Genomic DNA, 19,193 nt, shown 5'->3' on the forward strand with positions numbered 1-19,193 from the left:
CGCATTGACACGACCAGTCTTCGCCAAACTGCTCCCTGGGGTTATGGGTCCCCGCCTTCGCGGGGACGACGTTGGGGAGAGAGACAGCAAAACAATAAGGCGCCTGAAAAAATCAGGCGCCTTCCGCATCACTCACTTGCTTTAGCTCCGCGGATACCCCGCGGCCTCCAGGATCAAGTTCGCGACCTCCTTCGGGTGCGACACCAGCGAGAGATGGCCGGCGTCGAGCTCGACCGTGGTGGCGTTCATGCGCTTGGCGAGGAAGCGTTCCAGATCGGGATTGATGGTGTAGTCGTTCTTCGACACTGCATACCAGCTCGGCTTGGAGCGCCACGCCGCCTCCGTGGTGCGGCCGGCGAAGATCGAGGCCGCGGTCGGCCATTGCACCGCGTAGAGCTCCCTGGCCTGCTCCGGCTTCACGCCATTGGCGAAATACTTCAGGAACGAGTCCTCCGAGAGCTTGGTGTACCCGTCATGCTCGACGATGCCGGCACGCACCGGGCCGGTCGGAAACTGCTTCGACAGTGCGACAAAGTCCTCGTTCGCATCGGGCGCGCGAGCGGCGACATAGACGAGGCCGGTGACTTTCGGATCGGTGCCGACCTGGCTGATCACGGTGCCGCCCCAGGAATGGGCAACCAGCACGGTCGGCCCGTCCTGCTCGGCCAGCGCGCGCTTCGTCGCGTCGACAGAGTCCGCCAGCGACGACAGAGGATTCTGGACGGCGGTGACGTGCAGGCCCGCGGCCTGGAGGATCGGAATCACCTCCGACCAGCTGGAGCCGTCGGCCCACGCGCCATGCACCAGCACGACGTTCTTCGCTTTCACGGCTTGCTGCGTCTGTGCGTGAGCAAGGCTGATCGGGGCCGCCAGCAGGCTCGCGGCGACGAAAAGGCTGCGCCAAAGTGACATGATCGTTCTCCGTCTTGTTATGGGTCGACATCAAAGGGACGGCACGTGGGGCGGCGGCGTTACGCTTGGTCACTCAGCCGTGACCGGCGCCCGTACGTGGTGATTGCGCAATCGATGCAACCTGTCGCCAGGTCCAGAACGAACATTTGCACCGGGCGCGCAGGCGTGGTGTCCGCAGTACCCGGGCATCGTAAGATGATGAGCCGAACCCGTATTTCCGTTTCGACCGAAAACCGGGGCCGTGGACTGAACACGCAAAAAAACGCCCCGGGGCACCGGGGCGTTTTCTCAAACCTGGAAGTGGCGCGTGACTTACGCGGCGGCTTGCGCGGCCGAGTTCTCGATCACCTGCGGCTTCGGCGCGCTGGTGTTGATCGCGATCTGGCGCGGTTTCTTCGCCTCGGGAATCTCACGGACGAGATCGACGTGAAGCAGACCGTTCTCGAGCGAGGCGTCCTTCACCTGCACGAAGTCGGCGAGCTGGAAAGCGCGCTCGAAGGCGCGCGCGGCGATGCCGCGATACAGCACTTCGGACTTCGAGTTCTCGTTGGCGACCTTCTCGCCCTTGATCGTCAGCGTATTTTCCTTCGCGACGATGGAGAGCTCGTCCTTGGCGAAGCCCGAAACCGCAACAGTGATGCGGTAGGCGTTCTCGCCGGTACGCTCGATGTTATAGGGGGGATAACCGGGGCTGGCGCCGTCCGAACCGGCCTGGTCCAGCAGGTTGAAGAGGCGGTCGAAGCCGACGGTGGAACGATAGAAGGGGGTGAGATCGTAGCTACGCATGGTCAAGTCCTCCATTGAGCGACTGTTGGCAACCCGCCCGCCAATCGGGCCGGGCTTTCGTCTGTGTGCAGCCTGATGTTCCGGTTCCGAAACACTGGTAGCGGCCTGCACGAAGGTGATATGGGTGAGGCGAGACGGCGTTCAAGAGGGCGGCATTGGCGCCTTTTCGGCGCTTGAACCCCTTGATTTGCAGCACTTCCCACCTATGACGCTGGTCTCGATCCCGTCCAACCCAGTCCCTGAAAACGTCGTCAGCGGCACCATCAAGACCCCCGATGGTGTCGAGCTGCGCTTTGCGCGCTGGGCGCCTCCGGCGAACCGCAAGGGCACGGTCTGCGTCTTCACCGGGCGCAGCGAGCAGATCGAGAAATATTTCGAGACCGTGCGCGACCTGCGCGACCGCGGCTTTGCGGTGGCGATGGTCGACTGGCGCGGGCAGGGCCACTCCTCGCGCCGCCTGCGCGACCCGCGCAAGGGCTATGTGCGCGATTTCTCCGATTTCGAGATCGACGTCGAGTCCTTCGTGCAGCAGGTGGTGCTGCCGGATTGCCCGCCGCCGTTCTTCGCACTGGCCCATTCCATGGGCGGCACGGTCATGCTGCGGGTGGCGCATGCCGGCAAGCGCTGGTTCGACCGCATGGTGCTGTCGGCACCGATGATCGACCTGCCCGGCCGCACCACCTCGTTTCCGGTGCGTACATTGCTGAAGACGATGCGCTTGCTCGGGCAGGGCGGCCGTTACGTCCCTGGCGGCAGCGATCGCATCACCGGGCTCGATCCCTTCATCAACAATCCCGTGACCAGTGATCCGGTCCGCTATGCCCGCAATGCCGCGATCCTGGAGGAGGATCCGACGCTCGGACTGGCGTCGCCGACCGTGGCCTGGGCCGATACCGCCTTCCGGGCGATGCACACCTTCAAGGGCACGCACTACCCCTCCGAGATCCGCCAGCCGATCCTGATGCTGGCGGCCTCCAACGACACCGTGGTCTCGACCGCGGCGATCGAGGAGTTCGCCTATCATTTGCGCGCCGGCTCGCACCTCGTGATCGCCGGTGCCAAGCACGAGATCCTGCAGGAGCAGGACCGCTACCGCTCCCAGTTCTGGGCCGCCTTCGACGCCTTCGTGCCGGGCACGCCGCTGTTCAAGTGAGGATACATCCGCGAAGGCGGTGCGCCCCCTCGCCCCGTTCTTACGTGGAGAGGGTTGGGGTGAGGGGCCTCTCTCCACACGCGAGATCGTCGAGAGACCTGTACCCCCTCACCCGGATCGCAAGAGCGATCCGACCTCTCCCCGCAAGCGGGGCGAGGTAAGAAGGCCGCTACAACGTCTTTAGATACTCGATCAGGTCATAGCGCTCGGCGTCGTCCTTGAACGCGCGGCCGATGACGCCGTCGCGCTTGGGCTCACCGGGCTTGCGCTCAAAGGAATGGCCGAGCACGCTGTTGCCCTGGACCGGCTGGCCATCGGATCCCGTCGCGGTGAACTCGGTCTCCCCCGTCTTGCACTTCTCGTTGGCGGCAACGGCAAAGCCGACCGTCACGGGATCATAGTCGCGGCGGCCCATGCAGAATTTGGTCGGGCGCTCGCTCGCCGGCTTCAGCAGCCAATACAGCGAAGGCACCGAGCCATTGTGCAGGTAAGGCGCGGTGGCCCAGATGCCGTTCAGCGGCCGCGCGCGGTAGCGCGGATCGGGCGCCGGATTGAGACAGTTCTTGCGCGCCAGATTCCACATCTTTGCGCGTTCGGCCTCCGGCACCTTCTCGTCGTCCATCCATTTGCGGGCAACGAGATCGACCACCGTCATGAGGCCGAGCGCATAGACCATCTCATTGGGCGACTTGCTCGCAGTCGGGATCTCGCATTGCCACCAGGTCTGGAGGTCGGCGGTGTTCACCTTCAGAAAGCTGGGCACATCGACGATCCTGTTGCTGAGCACGAGCGACTGCTCGGGATCGGTGCTGATCTCCTTCTGCGGGATCGTGACGGCGTTCAGCACCTTGCTGTCGCCGCTCGGCTCCCAATGCGACGACGACCAGAAGGCCGGGGTGCTGATATCAGGCAAATGGCATCCGGAGCACATCTCGGCGTAGATCTTGCGGCCGTTCTCGACCTTCTTCTGGTCGATCCTCCAGGCGTCGCCGAGAATCTGCGACGGCCATTTCGGCGCCAGCAGGCCACCGAACTTCGGTTCGGCCGACTTGAACGGATCGGGGCCCCGGAGCATGTCCTCGATCCAGCCGAGTGTCCTGATATTGACCGAGGATCGCCAGATCCTGTCGTCCGGATAGGCGTCGGACAGATTGAGCAGCGCGGTGACGCCGAGCGCTTCGCCGGCATTGCGGATCAGCGGCTGCTCGATCGAGGCGTCATACTGGGCGAACTTGAACCAGGGCACGGTCCAGATCGCAGGATAGCTGACCGGCGCGTCCTGCGCGTGCAGGTTCTTCTCGAATCCCTTGACCCCGCTCAGCGCGAGGTCCTGCGAGAAGACCTGGTTGCCGATGCGATTGAGGGCGTCGAGGCGGCCGAACCCTTCCTCGGTGTCCGTCTGCACCTTCTTGTCCCAGGTCTGCTTGTGCTTGATCGTGTCGTCGTACTTCTTCTGCCAGTCGATCAGGAATGTGCCGATCGCGCTGAGCTTCTGCTTGAGCGCGGCGCGGTCCGCCTTGCTGGCATCAGGACCGAGCACGCGGTCGGCAAAGCGGTTGAAGCGGAACGGAACGTACAGGGTGTAGGCGATCGACAGGCCGGTGGAGAGCTCCAGCTTCTTCAGGTCGGTCATCGCCGGGCCGCCGTCGAAGCGGACGTCCACGCCCTGGTAATGGATCTGGCCGGTATGGCAGGCCGCGCAGGTCAGCCCGATCTTGTCTTCCTCGCGACGGCCGGTCGCGGGATCGACCACGCCGGTCATCCGCGCGAAACCGACCGGCAGGCCGTCGACGTTCTCCGCCGGCGTCCACCTGGCCGACCAGTCCGGCACCTGCGTCGTGTCATAGACATTGGCGTAACCGAAGCGGCGCAACGTGGTCGTGTCGGTCTGGATCGACTGCGGGCTCGGGATGAAGCCGAAGCGTTCGAGATAAGCGCTGTCCTTCATCATGCCCGGCTTCGACAGCAGATGCAGTCGCGGCTGCTCCAGCGCCATGAACCATTCATAGGGCACCGGGAAGGTCGCGGTGCCCTGGCTCGCATGGTGGAACCAGTGCCGGTCCTTCAGCGACCAGTTCTGGTCGAGCCAGTAAGCGGCCTTTGCCGCGGGCGCCGCAGGCAGGGGCGGCGGCAGAAGATTCACCAGGATGCCCTTTTGCGGCAGCATGGCCCGGATCTGGTTGGGGAATTCGGCCACCGCGACGAGGCCAACGAGCCCTATGGCGATCAGCCAGGCCGCAAGCTTGAGGGCGCCCCGCACCACGCGTTGGCAGGTCGACAGCACCGGCGGGACCAGAAGCTGGTTGATGCGCGCGGGGAATTGGCGCTCGTTGAACAGCGTGCGCACATCGGCGACGCTGAGATAGCGATCCTCGCCCGTGCCCTTGCCGATGATTTTCAAGAGGATCGGCCATTCGAACTTCATCAGCAGCGGGTAGTACCAGCGCGCAGCGCTGCCGGCGCGCTTGAGGTTGTCGCGCATGAAGACGTCGATTTCCGAGGCATTGAGGCCCGGCTCGGAGCCGCCGTTCGGGTCGGTGTAGGTCCGGCCGTAGCTCGCAAACCGCGCGATCTCGTCTTCGTTGACCTTGCCGTCGACGCCGAGGATGCGCGAGCCGGCGCCGCGCTTGTCCAGCGGGCCGCCGCGCAGCGCGTCGAGCTGCGCACCCGAGACGATGCTCTTGAAGATGTGACCGAGGCCGTTGGCGATCAGCGCCACCCCGCGGACCTGGACACGCGCCGAGGCCTTTTTCAGCCCGGTCTCGCCGGTTGCGTTCGCGATCGTCTCGGACAGCTTGCCGAGCGGGACGGTGCCGCCCTCGACGAAGCCTTCGCCGACGAGGCCGCGCAGGAAGGGGCAGGGATTGTTCGGCGAGACCTGGATCGAGGGATTGAATGGCGGTTTCGAAGCGGGGTCATGCATGGCCCAAAATCCTGAAAACGGCGAATCGTGAAATGGCGCGCCGATCAAGCGCTGAAAGTCCTAACAAACTGGCAGCAAGCTATACTACTTGAGCGTGTGGCGAAGTGTGGCCGAATTCACTGTCCTGTCAATAAAAGCAGGCGTGTTCCGGCCAGGAAAGTGCGTGGACAACCGGCGGCCGACTGGCAGCCTGCCGGTCAGGATTCGGCGGCGCGTTTGACGTCGCTCTGCACCAGGGTCAGTCGACCCAGCGGCACGCCCGCCTTGAGCAGTCCCTCGCGATAATGGGCGATGTCCTCGGGGCGCTTCCAGTGGAAGTTGCGCAGGTGACGATCGACGTTGAGGGTCGGGTAGTTGCGCATCAGCACCAAAGTGGCTTCGCTCGCCTCGGCGGTCCGCCCCAACTGGGCCAGCGCCGCGGCGCGGATCGCCAGCGCCTGCATGTGGTTGGGGTTGATGTAAAGCTGCTCGCGCGCCCATGACAGGGTCGCGTCATATTGGCGCAACAGATAATGGCTGAAGGCGTTCAGGGCCGCCCATTGATAGCGCGGGTCGCTGTTGTCACGCTGCGCGGCCATCGAAAACAGCTCGATCGCCTCGCGGTGCTCGCCGATGACGAAATGGCAGATGCCGAGCACGCCGCGTGCGCCATTGTCGTAGGGATTGAGCGCGACGGCGCGCTTGGCGGCGTCCATCGCGGCCTCGTAATGCCCTTCCATGGCATGCGCCCAGGACAGGATCGAGAACGCGAAGGAGGAGCGCGGGTCGAGCCGGACGCTGGTTTCGGCGAGGTTCATCGCCTCGGCCCACATCTCGCGCGTGCCCTTGACCCAGCCGAACTGGATGCTCTGGATCTGGATCGTGGCGAGATAGGCGTGGGCGATCGACAGTTTGGGATCGAGCCGGATGGCCTCCCGGAACAGCTCGACCGCGGTGGCCAGGTCTTCCTTGGTCTGCCGGTAGTAGTGCGACAGTCCCTTGAGGAAACGGTCCCAGGCGCTCACGTCGGTCGAGAGCCGCGCCGGCGCCGACGCCTCGGCCCGGACGATCTCGGTGGCGATGGCGGCGGACAGGTTGGTGGTGATCTCGTCCTGCATCGCGAAGAGATCGCCGATGTCGCGGTCGTAGCGGCCGGTCCAGAGCTGCTCGCCGGTCTCCGGCGCGATCAGCTCGGCGGTGACGCGGATCTTGGCACCGGCGCGCCGCACCGAGCCCTGGATCAGATAGGTGGCGTCGATCTCGCGCGCGATCAGGCGCGTGCTGGTGTTCTTGCCCTTGAAGGCGAAGGTCGAGTTGCGGCTCAGCACGCGATAGAAGGATTGCAGCGACAGCGCGTGGATCAGATCCTCGGTGAGGCCGTCGGAGAAATATTCATCCTGGGCGTCGCTGAGATTGGCGAAGGGCAGCACGCCGACGATCGCGGTGCGGTACTGTTGCGAGAGGGCGGATGCCTCCCGTAGTTCGGGCGCGAGCGCCGGTGCGCCCTCGGGCGTCCAGGTAAAGACCCCGAGCGGATCCTTGATGTTCTTGAAGCGATGGTTGCCGGCATCGACCAGCGGCACGGTGAGATGCTTGCTGGCTTCGCGATGGGCCTTGGCCGAGATTGCGAACCCGCCGGGGCTCGCCACCGATTCCAGGCGGACGGCAATGTTGACATCGTCACCGAACACCTCGTCCTCGTCGGCGATGACGTCGCCCATGTGGATGCCGAGGCGGAACTGCATGGCGCGGTCGGCGGGAAGATGGTGATTGCGCTCCGCCATCAGCGTCTGCATCGCGACCGCGGCCTCGGTGGCACCGACGATGGAGGGGAACTCCAGCAGGAAGCCGTCGCCGGTGTTCTTCACGACGCGGCCGCCGTGATTGAGGATGATCGGGTGGATCGCGGCGCGATGGGCCTTGAAGGCGGCATGGGTGCCGGCCTCGTCGCGACCCATCATGCGTGAATAGCCGGCGACATCGGCGCAGACGATGGCGGCCAGACGTCTTTCCATATTCTCGGAGCTCCAAGGGAGGACAGACCGGCCACGACGTGGCAGTCGCCTCGAATCCCGCATTTCAAGAACCTCACCTTTATAAAGCAGATGGGGCCGAGCGATAGTAGGATCCGCATTGCAAATTCGAGGTAAATCCTCCGCAATCCCGATGGTGGACGGAGAGGGACGAACCGACTAAGCCCGTTCACCGGGGCCGAGGGTGAGGGCACGTCACATATGTTGGGCATTCACGAAATCTGGCTGTTCATCCTGTCGGGCGTGCTGCTCAACATCACGCCGGGGCCGGACTCGGTCTACGTCATCGGCCGCAGCATGCAGATGGGCTGGCGGGGCGGGGCCGCCGCCGCATTCGGGATCAGTTGCGGCTGCTTTGTCCATGTCGCTGGCGCCGCGATCGGCCTTTCGGCTTTGCTGATGGCTTCATCCACCGCCTTCTCGATCCTGAAGCTGGTCGGCGCAGCCTATCTGGTCGTCACGGGATTGCAGATGCTGTGGTCACGGCCGGTGCTGACGGCGGTGAGGGACGAAGCCGAGCGGAGCTCGCTGCGGCGGGTCTTCCTCCAGGGCGTCTTCACCAACGCGCTCAATCCCAAGGTCGCGCTGTTCTTCCTGGCCTTCCTGCCGCAATTCGTCGCAGCCGATTCGTCGCACAAGCCGCTCGCCTTCCTGACGCTGGGCTTGATCTTCATCTTCACGGGAACTCTGTGGTGCCTGGTGCTGGCGGCGTTTGCGGCGAAGGCCGCTCACCGGTTGCGCCAGTCCGAAGGCGCGATCGCCTGGGTCAATCGCGCGCTCGGCGGTCTCTTCATCTATCTCGGCATCCGCGTCGCCATGCTGGAGACGCGGTAGCCTCATTCGAACGAATGAGGTTCGGTGCGCAATCGGCCCAAGAGAGGTCGCGCAGGGGAGGTCTTAATGATTCGTGGAGGCTGTCTGTGCGGCGCCGTGCGTTTCGAGATCGATCAGGTGCGCGCACTGACGCACTGCCACTGCACAAATTGCCGCAAGCTGACCGGCGCGGCCTTCGCGACCTATGCCCATGTCGATGCCGACAAGTTTCGCTTCGTGGCGGGCGAGGACGCGACCGTGGCTTACGAACCCGCGCCGGGCAGTTTCCGCCATCGCTGCAAGATTTGCGGCTGCCTGACTCCGGGCAAGGCGAGCTATCTGCCGACCGTCAGCATCCCCGCCGGCCTGCTCGACGACGATCCGCAAGTCAGGCCCCGCCTGCACGTCTTCACCTCATCGCGCGCGCCGTGGTGGACGATCGAGGACGATTTGCCTCAATACGAAAAGTTTGTGCCGGGCTTTGAGCCGAAATCCTAGGCGAATTCCTTGAGCAGCGCACTGCCGGCCAGATAGAGCCCGAGCAAAATCATCGCGATCAGGAACCAGCGGCGGAACGCTTCCGCCGGCATCCGAGCCCGCACCGACTGGCCGATGAACATGCCCGCGAAGGCCATCGCCATGCCCACGGCGCCCGGCACCGCATTGGCCGGCGTCAATAATCCGCCGACGGTGAGGTTGAAGGCGAGCGCCAGCGTCGCCGTCGTGAAGAACACGCCGAGCGCCTGCACCAGCTCGTCCTTCTCCATGCCGATCGCCTGCATGAACGGCATCGAGGGGATCACCTGCACCCCGGTCGAGGCCGAGATCACGCCGGTGACGACGCCGACCACGCCGCCGACCCATCCCTCGTTCGCGGGAGCGACGTGGAATTTGAACTTGTTGAGGCCGATCACGGCATAGATGACGAGCAGGACGCCGAGCACGATCGTGCCGTAGCGCGCATGCGGGCCGGTCAGCGCGCCGGCATTGAGCCAGCAGCCGATCACTGTGCCGATCATCAGCGGCCATAGCCGCCGCAGGATGTCGCGCAAATAGGGGCCGGCGAAGGTCTGCCAGATATTGGTGACGATGGCCGGCACGATCACGATGGCGATGGCGCGGCTCGGCGCCATGCTCACCGCGAGCAGGCCCATGGACACCGTCGGCAGGCCGAGGCCGACCACGCCCTTGACGAAACCGGCGATCAGGAAGACGGCGGCGATGAGAATGAGGAGCGGATCGATCATGCCGACACATTGACCGAAGCCGCGCGGCCGCACAATCTGGAGGTTACGGAGCTAGCCTTCGATCCAGGCGAAGGCTGTACGATCCGGACCCAAGGGGCCGCGTTAGCGCAACGTGCGAAGCGGTTCCCGACAGGCCGTGCTCAAACCACAGCTATGGGACCTGCCATGCGTTTCGACCTCGTCGATCTCCAGCTCTTCATTGCGGTTGCCGACCAGCGCAGCATCACCCGCGGCGCCGAGCGGGCGCATCTGGCGCTGGCCTCGGCCAGCGCGCGCATCAAGGGGCTTGAGGACGCACTCGGCGTCGCCCTGCTCAAGCGCGGACGGCGGGGCGTGGAGCTGACTGCGGCCGGCGAGAGCCTGCTCGATCACGCCCGGCTCGTGATCCACCAGGTCGACGCCATGCGCGGCGATCTCGCCGGCTTTGCCTCTGGCGTGCGCGCCAGCGTGCATTTCCTCGCCAACACCTCGGGATTGTCGGAGCACCTGCCGAAGGCGCTCGCCGGCTTCCTGCGCGAGCATCGCGATATCGCCGTCGACATCGAGGAGCGCGAGAGCACCGATATCGCGGCCGCGATCACCGCAGGTGCCGCCGATCTCGGCTTCGCCGCGGAGCACGCGCTGCCGGACCATATCGAGCGCTTCGTGTTCAGCGAGGATCGCCTCACGCTGGTGACCGCACGCCGCGGCCCATTCGCCGGCCGCCGTCAGATCGACTTCCAGGAGGCCGGAGCCTGCGATTTCGTCGGGCTGACCAGCGCCACCGCGCTTCAGATGCATATTTCCAAGCATGCGGCGCGGCTCGGCATGCGTCCGCATTTCCGCGCGCGCTTGCGTGATTTCGACGCGATCTGCCAGATGGTCGCGGCCGATGTCGGCGTCGCCCTGGTGCCGGAATCCGCCGCCCGCCGCTGCGCCAGGCTGATGCCGCTGTCGGTTGTTCGGCTACGCGATGCCTTCGCCAACCGCCGCCTCGTGATCTGCGCGCGCAGTTTCAAGGCGCTGCCGCGGCCGGCCAAGATGCTGGTGGAGCATTTGCGGTCGGCGGCGGTGTGAGGCTTCCGACCCCTCCAGGGGAGGGTAAGGAAGCCCTACTTCGCCGTCTCGACCCCGGCGTCCTTGATCACCTTCGCCCACTTCTTCGTTTCGTCGGCGATGAAGGCGCGGAAATGATCCGGCTCGTCACCGACCAGCGTCGCGCCTTGCGCGGCGAGCTTCTCCTTCACCGCGGGATCCGCCATCGCCTTGGTCGCGAGGCCATGCAGCGCGGTGACGATCTCCTTCGGCGTGCCCTTCGGCGCGACCATGCCGTACCAGTTCTCGATGCGCAGATCGGGAAAGCCGGCCTCCTTCATGGTCGGCACGTCGGGCGCGGTCGGAGCGCGCTCGTTCGAGCCGATCGCGATCGGCCGCAATACGCCCGCCTTGACCTGCGGCAGCAGCACGGGGAGATCGAGGAACGTCATCTGCACCTGCTGGCCGAGCAGATCGTTCACGGCCGGCGCGGCGCCGCGATAGGGCACGTGCACGATGTCGATCTTGGCCGTCAGCTTGAACAGTTCGCCGGCCAGATGCGGCAGGCTGCCGGGGCCGGAGGAGGCGAAGTTGAGCTTTCCGGGCTGCGCCTTGGCGAGCGCAATCAACTCACCGACGTTCTTCGCCTCCACATTGGTGGCGACCACGAGCATTTCCGGCACGGTCGCAACCAGTGTCACCGGCGTCAGGTCGGCCAGCGTATCGTAGGCCACCTTCTCCATGCTCGGGCTGATGGCGAGGGCACCGGCCGAGGAGATCGCGATGGTGTAGCCGTCGGGCGGGGCCTTGGACACCGCGTCGGTGCCGAGCACGCCGCCCTGGCCGCCGCGATTGTCGATCACGACCGGCTGCCCCGACAGCTCCGACATGCGCTGGCCGATCACCCGCGCGATGATGTCGTTGGGGCCGCCGGCCGGGAACGGCACGATCAGCTTGATTGGCTTTGCGGGGAAATTCTGCGCCGCCACCGCTGACGGCAGCAGCAGGAATAGTCCAAGGAGAAGCCTGCGTGAGATGGTCATGCAAGCCTCCCGCTCGCGTTTGCTATTGGTTGAGCAACTTCAGTGCTTCTTCATGCACCCTGGCGTCGCCCGCTGCAACGATGCGGCCGCCGCCCTGGGCCGGCTTGCCTTCCCAGGTGGTGACGACACCGCCGGCGCCGGTCACGATCGGGATCAGCGCGGCGATATCGTAAGGCTTCAGCTCGGTCTCGACCACGAGATCGACGTGGCCGGCCGCCAGCATGCAATAGGAATAGCAGTCGCCGCCATAGCGCGACAGCCGCGCGCCCTGCTCGATGCGGCCGAAAATGGCGCGGTCGCGCTCGTTCATCAGCAGGGGGCTGGTGGTGTAGGTCGTGGCTTCCGCAAGCGAGGCGCAGCGGCGGACCTGCAGCCGGCGTTCGCCGGAGGGGCCCTTGTAAGTGGCGGAGCCGTTGTCGCCGGAGAAGCGCTCGCCGATGAAGGGCTGGTGCATCATGCCGTACACCGGCGTGCCCTTGTGCAGCAGAGCGATCAGCGTGCCCCAGATCGGAAAGCCGCCGATGAAGGATTTGGTGCCGTCGATGGGGTCGAGCACCCAGACATAGTCGGCGTCCTCACCCTCATTGCCGAACTCCTCGCCGACGATGCCGTGCTGGGGGAAGCTCGCCTTGATCAGCCGGCGCATCACCGCCTCCGCGGCGCGGTCGGCCTCGGTGACGGGGTCGAATTCCCGGGTCTTGCTCTTGTCGTCGATCGACAGCGAGGTGCGAAAGAACGGCAGGATGGTTTCGCCGGAGGCGGTCGCGAGCCGTCCGATGAAGGCGGAGAAGTCGATCACCGTCACGGCGTATCCTCAAAGCGAAAGATGGATGAAGCTCGTCTCCTGCCTAGCTCAATTCGCCTTCCGCGGGCAGCGCTGTCTTGATTTGCACCCTGGTATTTTGGATGCCGCAATGGGCTGACCTATCCAAGGCATCCGCTGGCCAAATACCGATCACAGTCTTGAAAACTTAGTTCCGAGGTTGCCTTGTTCGTATGCAAATGACAATCAACCCATTGAAATTCCTTATCAAAGAAACTGAATCTGGGTTTCCATGGAAGCAACTGAGCCATGTGCTTATTGCATGGGAAACGGCTCAAAAGCCCTTGCACTTTGTGCGGCGCGGTCGCATATTGTTGCGGTGCGGTAGCGCTTGGCGTTACCGCTGCCCTCCTTGGGCGTTTCCTCCCTAGACTTGGGCCGCTTGCGTCATTCGCGAGCGGCCCTTTTTTCTTGCCGCCGCCGTTTTCATTTTGAGGCGCGCAAGCTTGCGAAGTGAAAACGCACCCGCGCGCACAACATCGTCGCTCGAGGAAGAAGCTCTATTCCGCAGCGGCCTGGAACGGGCCGAGATCGCCGAAGGGAATCGTGGTCGCCAGCACCTCGGCGAGGACGCCGAAGTCGGTCGCCACTTGTGCAAAGCGCGGACCGCGCTCGCGCCGCCGCTCGTCCATGTAGATCGCGCGGTTGAGCTCGAGCTGCACCGCGTGCAGCCCGCTTGCCGGATTGCCGTAATGCTCGGTGATGAAGCCGCCGGCATAAGGCTTGTTGCGGCCGATCGAGTAGCCGAGGCCGGTCATGGTCTCCTCGACCCTGTCAGGCAGCAGTGGCGTGCAGCTCGTGCCGTAGCGGTCGCCGATCACGACGTCGGGCCGCCGCGGCTCGTCCCTGCTGACGCCGACCGAGGGCATCGAGTGGCAATCCACCAGCACGACGGTGCCGAACATCTGGTGCACCTTGTTGATCAGCCGGCGCAGCGCGCGGTGGTAGGGCTTGTACAGCGTCTCGATCCGCCCCAGAGCATCGTCGACCAGGATGCGCTCGCGATAGATCTCCTGGCCGTCGCCAACGACGCGCGGAATGGTGCCGAGGCCGCCGGCGACCCGCATCGAGCGGGTATTGGCAAAGCTCGGCAGCCGTCCGCTGAACATGCGGGGATCGAGCTCATAGGGCTCGCGATTGACGTCGACATAGGAGCGGGGAAAATTGACCCGCACGGTCGGAAAGCCGCGCTCGCTCAAATGGCCGATCAGTTCGTCCATGAAGGAATCTTCAGACCGCCGCAGCGTCGGCAGGTCGATCCTGGACGCCGCCAGGAATTCGTCCGGATAGGTCGAGCCGGAATGGGGCGAGTTGAAGATGACCGGCGCGCGCCATTGCGCGGGCTCCACGATCTCGAAGGCTGGCGACGTCTCGCCGTCAAACCGGGTCATCTTCTCAGGCTTCGTCCCTTCGCACCGGGATCTGGCAGGGGCCAGACCGCATTGATTCGGCCGATGATGCGGCTCTTATGTGTCGTCATTGTCTGGAATCGCAACCATTCTGCCAAGCGAAAAGATGCGATGGTGATTGGAACAGGTCTTAACCGTGTGGGCAGGCAGGCGGGGATGGGCCCGCGCGGCTCGATTGATTCGAGCCGTTTTCCGGTTCACAAGAGGGCGGCAGCGCAGCCGGCCCAGGGTAAAGATTTTCACCCCAAATTTACCCTCTGTCGGGCTTAGTGATCTCTGCTGATATCCTCTGGGGATGCGACGATTCCTGCCATGCCAAAGATCCTGCTCGCCGAAGACGACAACGACATGCGCCGTTTCCTGGTCAAGGCGCTGGAAAATGCCGGTTTTCAGGTCTCGTCCCATGACAACGGCATGGCGGCCTATCAGCGGTTGCGGGAAGAGCCGTTCGAGATGCTGCTCACCGACATCGTGATGCCGGAGATGGACGGTATCGAGCTCGCCCGCCGGGCCTCGGAACTCGACCCTGACATCAAGATCATGTTCATCACCGGCTTCGCCGCGGTCGCCCTGAACTCGGATTCGGACGCCCCCAAGAACGCCAAGGTGCTGTCCAAGCCCGTGCATCTGCGCGAATTGGTCAGCGAAGTGAACAAGATGCTGGCCGCCTAAATCGGCCATGTTCCGTCCTTGCGCCGGCTCCCTTGAGCCGTTATAGGGACCCCACCCGACCCAAGTGGACGATTAGGGCACGTAGCTCAGCGGGAGAGCACTACCTTGACATGGTAGGGGTCACAGGTTCGATCCCTGTCGTGCCCACCACGCTTCGCCAAAGGGCTTCGCGTGGCGCAGCCACGCCCAGAAATGGCGAAGCGTGTCCGGCGTAGCTCGCAGAGCGAAGACGGACTTGCGAGCCTTGCTCAGTGCCGATGCCGCGCCGAAGCCCAAAGGGCGCAGGCGGGCTGCCGCCGCGAGCTTCGGCTCGGCCAGCCAAAATCTTACCCTGCAGTCCTGATGTGTTACGGTCGTACCTCTCTCGCGAGGGCCGCCAATGAGCATATCCGTCATCGCGCAGGCCAAGATCCAGGCCCAGGTGCTGGTGCCGCTGGTCAAGGCGCTGCAGGCCGAGCTCGGCGCGGCGCGCGCCGACGCGCTGGTGCGCAAGGCGCTCGGCGAGCTCTATCGCGGCTTCGGCGAGGAGTTCTGGAAGGCCAGGAACCCCGGCGGGGGCGAAGCCGATCTCGGCAAGTCCGTATCCTCCGCCTTCAAGACCTACGCCCGCGACGACGCGCTCGCCTATGACGTCATCGAGCAGTCGCATGATGCTTTTGCCTTCGACGTCAAGCGCTGCGCCTATGCCGAGTTCTACCAGGCGCTCGGCGAACCCGAGCTCGGCTTCCTCCTGGTCTGCACCGCCGATTTTGCCACCGCGGAAGGTTTTGGTCCCGACCTCAAGCTCACGCGCACGCAGACCATCATGCAAGGCGCGCCGCACTGCGATTTCCGCTACCGGCGCGGCGGCGAGGGCGGCTGAGCGCGGGTGCGGGAGCCTCTCACGCAGCTCCGTTCGTTGTCCCGAGCAGCACGGTCTTCAGTCCGGTCGGATAGAGCTTTGGTCCGCCATCCACGTCGAGATCGGCAAGGTCGAACCAGCGCGCGACGATCTGCTCTCCATTGTCCTCGCAGAAGTCGATGCGGTCCTGCCCGGCGAAGGCGCCCTCTGGAAACGCGACCTCCGCGACGAACACCACTTCGTGGCCGGTCGATCCCTCGTGCACGAAGATGTTCTCCAGCATGAAGGGCTCGCTGGTGATGGTGACGTCGATGCCGAGCTCCTCCCTGAACTCCCGCAACAGAGCGGTCCGCCAGCTCTCGCCGAATTCGATCTCGCCGCCGAGCGGGCGTACGCCCTTGATGCGCCCGGCATCGTCACGAACCTCGGCCGCCAGCAACCGCCCGTCCCGCCGGTGCAGGCCGATTGCGACGACACGGATGTGCGGATGAGGGCGCCATGGGGTCATGGAGGATCGATATCGCGCGCGCTGCCGCTGTGCAATGCGCGGAGGCGTGCTCTGTCAGGCCGGACCAGGCTTCGCAGCCTTGATCGACGACTCGCCGCCTGCCATTGTCCGGCCATCCACCACGGCGAGCGCAGTCCGATCGCGAAATGCGTCGCGTCGCCGGATGCGAAGAGAAGGCTATTGAAATGAGCAGCGTGAACAAGCCCGGCGGCAATTACTTGCCGGTGATCATCCATGGTGGACTCGCCTATGTCAGCGGCCAGCTGCCGCGTCGCGGCGAAGAGCTGCTGTATGCGGGCAAGGTCGGGGCAGGCGTCGATGTCGCGGCCGCACAGGAAGCTGCGGCCCTTTGCGCCGATCTCTGCATTGCTGCCATCAATCACGCAACGGGCGGAGAGGACAGGATCGTCCAGGTGCTGCAGGTCGTGGGATATGTCGCTTCGGCGACCGGATTCACCCAGCAGTCGCAAGTCATGAACGGTGCCTCCGACCGGCTGATCGAACGTCTCGGCGAGCGCGGCCGCCATACCCGCACGTCGGTCGGCGTCGCGGAGCTGCCGCGCGGGGCGCCGGTCGAGCTGAACATGATTGCTGCCGTCCGGTCCTAAAGCATGATCCGGAAAAGTGCGAAGCGGTTTTCCGGAGAGATCATGCGCAAACAACAACCTAAAGCGCGGTGACGATTCATCCAAATCTCATCGCGCTTTTAGCCGGCAGCCTTCTCCGACGAGATATCCGGCAACCGCCGCCCGTTCCCCGCGATGCCGTTGCCGGGCGCCTCGCTCGGCAGCGCAAAGCCGTGCTTGATCTCGATATCGGCAGCATGGGCGAGGGCGCGCAGCTGGGATCAGCGGGTTGATCTTGGTCAAGGTCGTGGTGGCCAAACGGAGCAATCTCAATGAGCGGATGCAAATGGGAGGATCGGCCGTGCGTGCTTGTCTCTTTGCGTTGGCTCTCGTGCTCACGATGCTGGGGTCCTCCTCGGCGCACGCGGGTTGCTGGCCGAGCGAGAATTTTCCGATCGTCTGCTGGCTCGATACGAAGGGCGAAGGGTGTTCGGAGCACCATGCGCTGACCAGCGTCAAGGCCGTGATGTACCCGCACCCGGATCAGTCCATCTATGAGTTCGAAACCACCCATTGGTGGGACGGCCCGCCCATCACGGCCTGCCCGCCGAGCAAGACGGTCAAGTTTACCGGCGTTTGGAACCGCGAGACGGGCAAGGCGGAGGAAACGGCGTCCAACGGTTGGTCGTCCTGGTCGCGCTACGTCTATTGCAGCAACAACCCATGGACCGGACAAGGCCCGGCGACGGTGCCGATCTGCTCGGGGCCTGCCAACGACCCAAATGTGGGCCAGCCGGTGACCTCCGCGATGCTGACGCAAAGTCAGCGCGTGAATCTGCTTCAGGTCCAGGAGCCGCTGCACACCAGATGCTTGCAGATCGAACCCGACCCAATGGGGTCGGAATGGCTTACGGGAAACTCATTGGTCCGTGTCGTCGTTTCGCATCATGAATTCCAGAAGATCGAGTGGCACTATTTCTTCCAGGAGTTCTATTCATTCGACGGCTGGAAGGAAGTTCCCGCGCCGAAGTCGAAGGCCCCCTTGATCTCGACGAAGAAATACACCGAGCGCCGCATCGCGACCACGACGGGACGGTTCTGGCTCAACAAGCAGGGACGTTGGATGATCGTCGCGGTCCCGAAGCCAACCGCGGTCGCCGCCCAGCTCATCGCAACCACCGTGACCAACGAATGCCCGGGCGCGCGATTCAATATCCAGTGATGGGAGATCGACGAAAGCGCCCCTCCTGAAGTGCGTGTTCGACAGCAATGACGAACATGCGGAGGAGCGCCTATCCGACCAGATACTTCTTCACCGCCGCCTCGTCCCACGCGATGCCGTTGCCGGGCGCCTCGCTCGGCAGCGCAAAGCCGTCCTTGATCTTCAGTCGCGTTGCCAGCACGGCATCCGCCCAGTCGACATATTCCAGCCAGTGCGCAGTCGGCGTCACGCAGAGCAGGTGCGCGCTGACTTCCGAGAACAAATGCGAAGACATCTCGATGCCGGCGGCATGGGCCAGGGCGGCCGCCCGCAGCCAGCCGGTGACGCCGCCGATGCGCTGCACGTCGGGCATCACATAGTCGCAGGCTTCCGCGGAGAGCGCCGCCTGCATCGCGAAGGCGCTGTCAAAATTCTCGCCGATCTGGACCGGCGTCCGTAGCGCGTCCGCGATGCGCGCGTTCCCGGCATAGTCGTCGTGCCGGATCGGCTCCTCGATCCAGGTGAGGCCCTCGTCGTCGAGCATCTCGCCGCGGTGAATCGCGTCAGTGACCGTCAGGGCCTGATTGTAGTCGCACATCAGCGTGACCTCTTCGCCGACGGCCTTGCGCACCGCGCGGACGACGGCGAGATCCTCCCGCGCATCGGGACGGCCGACGCGGATCTTGGCAGCCCCGAATCCCTCGGCCAGCAGCTTGTGCGCCTCGTCGACCACGGCACCGGCCGGCATGATGCCGAGCCCCTTCGAATTGTAGGCCTTGACCGGCTTCGGCGCCCCGCCGAGCAACCGCGCCAGCGGCAGGCCGCGTGCGCGGGCGAGCGCGTCCCAGGCCGCCATGTCGATGCCGGATTGCGCCAGCCGCTGCAGCCCGGCGAGGCCCAGCAGGGTGAAGCGCTGACTCAGCTTGCGCTCGATCTCGAACGGCAGCAGCTCGTCGCCCGCAATGAGCTCTGACATTTCCGTGACCATCGCCGCCAGCGGCTTCAGGGCCGACGGCGTGATCGAGAACAGATAGGCGTGCCCGACCGCGCCCTGGTCGGTTTCGCAGTCGATCAGCACCAGCGGCGCCTTCGCCACCGCCCCCGTCGAGGTCTTGAGCGGCAAGTTCATCGGCACGATCACGGGGCGCGCGTTGAAGCGTTTGATGCGGATGGTCTCGGTCATGGCGGCTCCGGATGATCAACAGTGGTTGATGCCGATCTTAGACGTTCGTGATGAAACGAAAAGGCGCCTGGTCCGACCACCATAAAA

Annotated in this window: 18 protein-coding genes and 1 tRNA gene; 9 read left to right on the plus strand and 10 right to left on the minus strand. The window is 64.6% G+C overall.

Annotation, left to right across the window (positions count from 1 at the left end):
- Positions 1-141: 141 nt before the first annotated feature.
- Together Q0743_RS07515 and Q0743_RS07520 are read right to left on the minus strand one after the other, a co-directional pair.
- A complete protein-coding gene (locus tag Q0743_RS07515) occupies positions 142-912 on the minus strand; it encodes an alpha/beta hydrolase (RefSeq protein WP_298240933.1) in 771 nt (256 codons plus the stop codon).
- Between the two features lie 312 nt (positions 913-1,224).
- Positions 1,225-1,698: an Hsp20 family protein gene (locus Q0743_RS07520; RefSeq protein ID WP_298240934.1), complete on the minus strand. Its 474-nt coding sequence runs from the start codon at positions 1,696-1,698 to the stop codon at positions 1,225-1,227.
- Between the two features lie 205 nt (positions 1,699-1,903).
- Between Q0743_RS07520 and Q0743_RS07525 the strand changes: the two genes are divergently transcribed.
- The gene (locus Q0743_RS07525) at positions 1,904-2,851 is read left to right on the plus strand and encodes an alpha/beta hydrolase (protein WP_298240935.1); all 948 of its coding nucleotides are present in this window, start codon (positions 1,904-1,906) and stop codon (positions 2,849-2,851) included.
- Between the two features lie 169 nt (positions 2,852-3,020).
- On the opposite strand, the gene Q0743_RS07530 is transcribed toward Q0743_RS07525, so the two are convergent.
- Both Q0743_RS07530 and Q0743_RS07535 read right to left on the minus strand, forming a co-directional pair.
- Positions 3,021-5,774, minus strand: coding sequence for a di-heme-cytochrome C peroxidase (locus tag Q0743_RS07530; RefSeq protein ID WP_298240936.1), 2,754 nt, complete (start codon positions 5,772-5,774; stop codon positions 3,021-3,023).
- A gap of 197 nt (positions 5,775-5,971) precedes the next feature.
- Complete coding sequence (locus Q0743_RS07535) at positions 5,972-7,768, minus strand: tetratricopeptide repeat protein (protein WP_298240937.1); 1,797 nt, start codon at positions 7,766-7,768, stop codon at positions 5,972-5,974.
- 219 nt (positions 7,769-7,987) lie between these two features.
- Between Q0743_RS07535 and Q0743_RS07540 the strand changes: the two genes are divergently transcribed.
- Positions 7,988-8,620, plus strand: a complete 633-nt coding sequence (locus tag Q0743_RS07540) for a LysE family translocator (RefSeq protein WP_298240938.1) — start codon at positions 7,988-7,990, stop codon at positions 8,618-8,620.
- A gap of 66 nt (positions 8,621-8,686) precedes the next feature.
- Positions 8,687-9,097 (plus strand): GFA family protein, encoded by a 411-nt coding sequence (locus Q0743_RS07545; RefSeq protein WP_298240939.1) that lies wholly within the window; start codon positions 8,687-8,689, stop codon positions 9,095-9,097.
- Here Q0743_RS07545 and Q0743_RS07550 read toward each other — a convergent pair.
- The gene (locus Q0743_RS07550) at positions 9,094-9,846 is read right to left on the minus strand and encodes a sulfite exporter TauE/SafE family protein (RefSeq protein ID WP_298240940.1); all 753 of its coding nucleotides are present in this window, start codon (positions 9,844-9,846) and stop codon (positions 9,094-9,096) included. The two genes, Q0743_RS07545 and Q0743_RS07550, sit on opposite strands and share 4 nt — an antisense overlap.
- A 165-nt stretch (positions 9,847-10,011) precedes the next feature.
- On the opposite strand from Q0743_RS07550, the gene Q0743_RS07555 reads away from it, so the two are divergent.
- Positions 10,012-10,902: a LysR substrate-binding domain-containing protein gene (locus Q0743_RS07555; protein WP_298240941.1), complete on the plus strand. Its 891-nt coding sequence runs from the start codon at positions 10,012-10,014 to the stop codon at positions 10,900-10,902.
- Between the two features lie 35 nt (positions 10,903-10,937).
- Here the strand turns inward: Q0743_RS07555 and Q0743_RS07560 are convergent, their stop codons facing one another.
- From Q0743_RS07560 to Q0743_RS07570, 3 genes are all read right to left on the minus strand, one after another.
- Positions 10,938-11,903 (minus strand): tripartite tricarboxylate transporter substrate binding protein, encoded by a 966-nt coding sequence (locus Q0743_RS07560; RefSeq protein WP_298240942.1) that lies wholly within the window; start codon positions 11,901-11,903, stop codon positions 10,938-10,940.
- A gap of 22 nt (positions 11,904-11,925) precedes the next feature.
- A complete protein-coding gene (hisN, locus tag Q0743_RS07565; protein WP_298240943.1) occupies positions 11,926-12,708 on the minus strand; it encodes a histidinol-phosphatase in 783 nt (260 codons plus the stop codon).
- 518 nt (positions 12,709-13,226) lie between these two features.
- Positions 13,227-14,117, minus strand: coding sequence for an N-formylglutamate amidohydrolase (locus tag Q0743_RS07570; protein WP_298240944.1), 891 nt, complete (start codon positions 14,115-14,117; stop codon positions 13,227-13,229).
- A 330-nt stretch (positions 14,118-14,447) separates the two neighbouring features.
- Between Q0743_RS07570 and cpdR the strand changes: the two genes are divergently transcribed.
- From cpdR to Q0743_RS07585, 3 genes are all read left to right on the plus strand, one after another.
- Positions 14,448-14,807 carry a cell cycle two-component system response regulator CpdR gene (gene cpdR / locus Q0743_RS07575; protein WP_007597092.1) on the plus strand — a complete coding sequence of 120 codons (360 nt, stop codon included), beginning with the start codon at positions 14,448-14,450 and terminating at the stop codon, positions 14,805-14,807.
- Positions 14,808-14,882: 75 nt separating this feature from the next.
- Positions 14,883-14,957, plus strand: a tRNA-Val gene (locus Q0743_RS07580).
- 229 nt (positions 14,958-15,186) lie between these two features.
- Positions 15,187-15,669: an L-2-amino-thiazoline-4-carboxylic acid hydrolase gene (locus tag Q0743_RS07585; RefSeq protein ID WP_298240945.1), complete on the plus strand. Its 483-nt coding sequence runs from the start codon at positions 15,187-15,189 to the stop codon at positions 15,667-15,669.
- 19 nt (positions 15,670-15,688) lie between these two features.
- Here the strand turns inward: Q0743_RS07585 and Q0743_RS07590 are convergent, their stop codons facing one another.
- The gene (locus Q0743_RS07590) at positions 15,689-16,156 is read right to left on the minus strand and encodes an NUDIX hydrolase (protein WP_298240946.1); all 468 of its coding nucleotides are present in this window, start codon (positions 16,154-16,156) and stop codon (positions 15,689-15,691) included.
- A gap of 185 nt (positions 16,157-16,341) precedes the next feature.
- Here Q0743_RS07590 and Q0743_RS07595 point away from each other — a divergent pair, with 185 nt between their 5' ends.
- Together Q0743_RS07595 and Q0743_RS07600 are read left to right on the plus strand one after the other, a co-directional pair.
- Complete coding sequence (locus tag Q0743_RS07595; protein ID WP_298240947.1) at positions 16,342-16,764, plus strand: RidA family protein; 423 nt, start codon at positions 16,342-16,344, stop codon at positions 16,762-16,764.
- Between the two features lie 253 nt (positions 16,765-17,017).
- Positions 17,018-17,944: a hypothetical protein gene (locus Q0743_RS07600; protein ID WP_298240948.1), complete on the plus strand. Its 927-nt coding sequence runs from the start codon at positions 17,018-17,020 to the stop codon at positions 17,942-17,944.
- 70 nt (positions 17,945-18,014) lie between these two features.
- Here the strand turns inward: Q0743_RS07600 and Q0743_RS07605 are convergent, their stop codons facing one another.
- Complete coding sequence (locus Q0743_RS07605; protein WP_298240949.1) at positions 18,015-19,106, minus strand: enolase C-terminal domain-like protein; 1,092 nt, start codon at positions 19,104-19,106, stop codon at positions 18,015-18,017.
- Positions 19,107-19,193 lie beyond the last annotated feature (87 nt).

It is taken from the genome of uncultured Bradyrhizobium sp. (assembly GCF_936943645.1).
Lineage (GTDB): Bacteria > Pseudomonadota > Alphaproteobacteria > Rhizobiales > Xanthobacteraceae > Bradyrhizobium.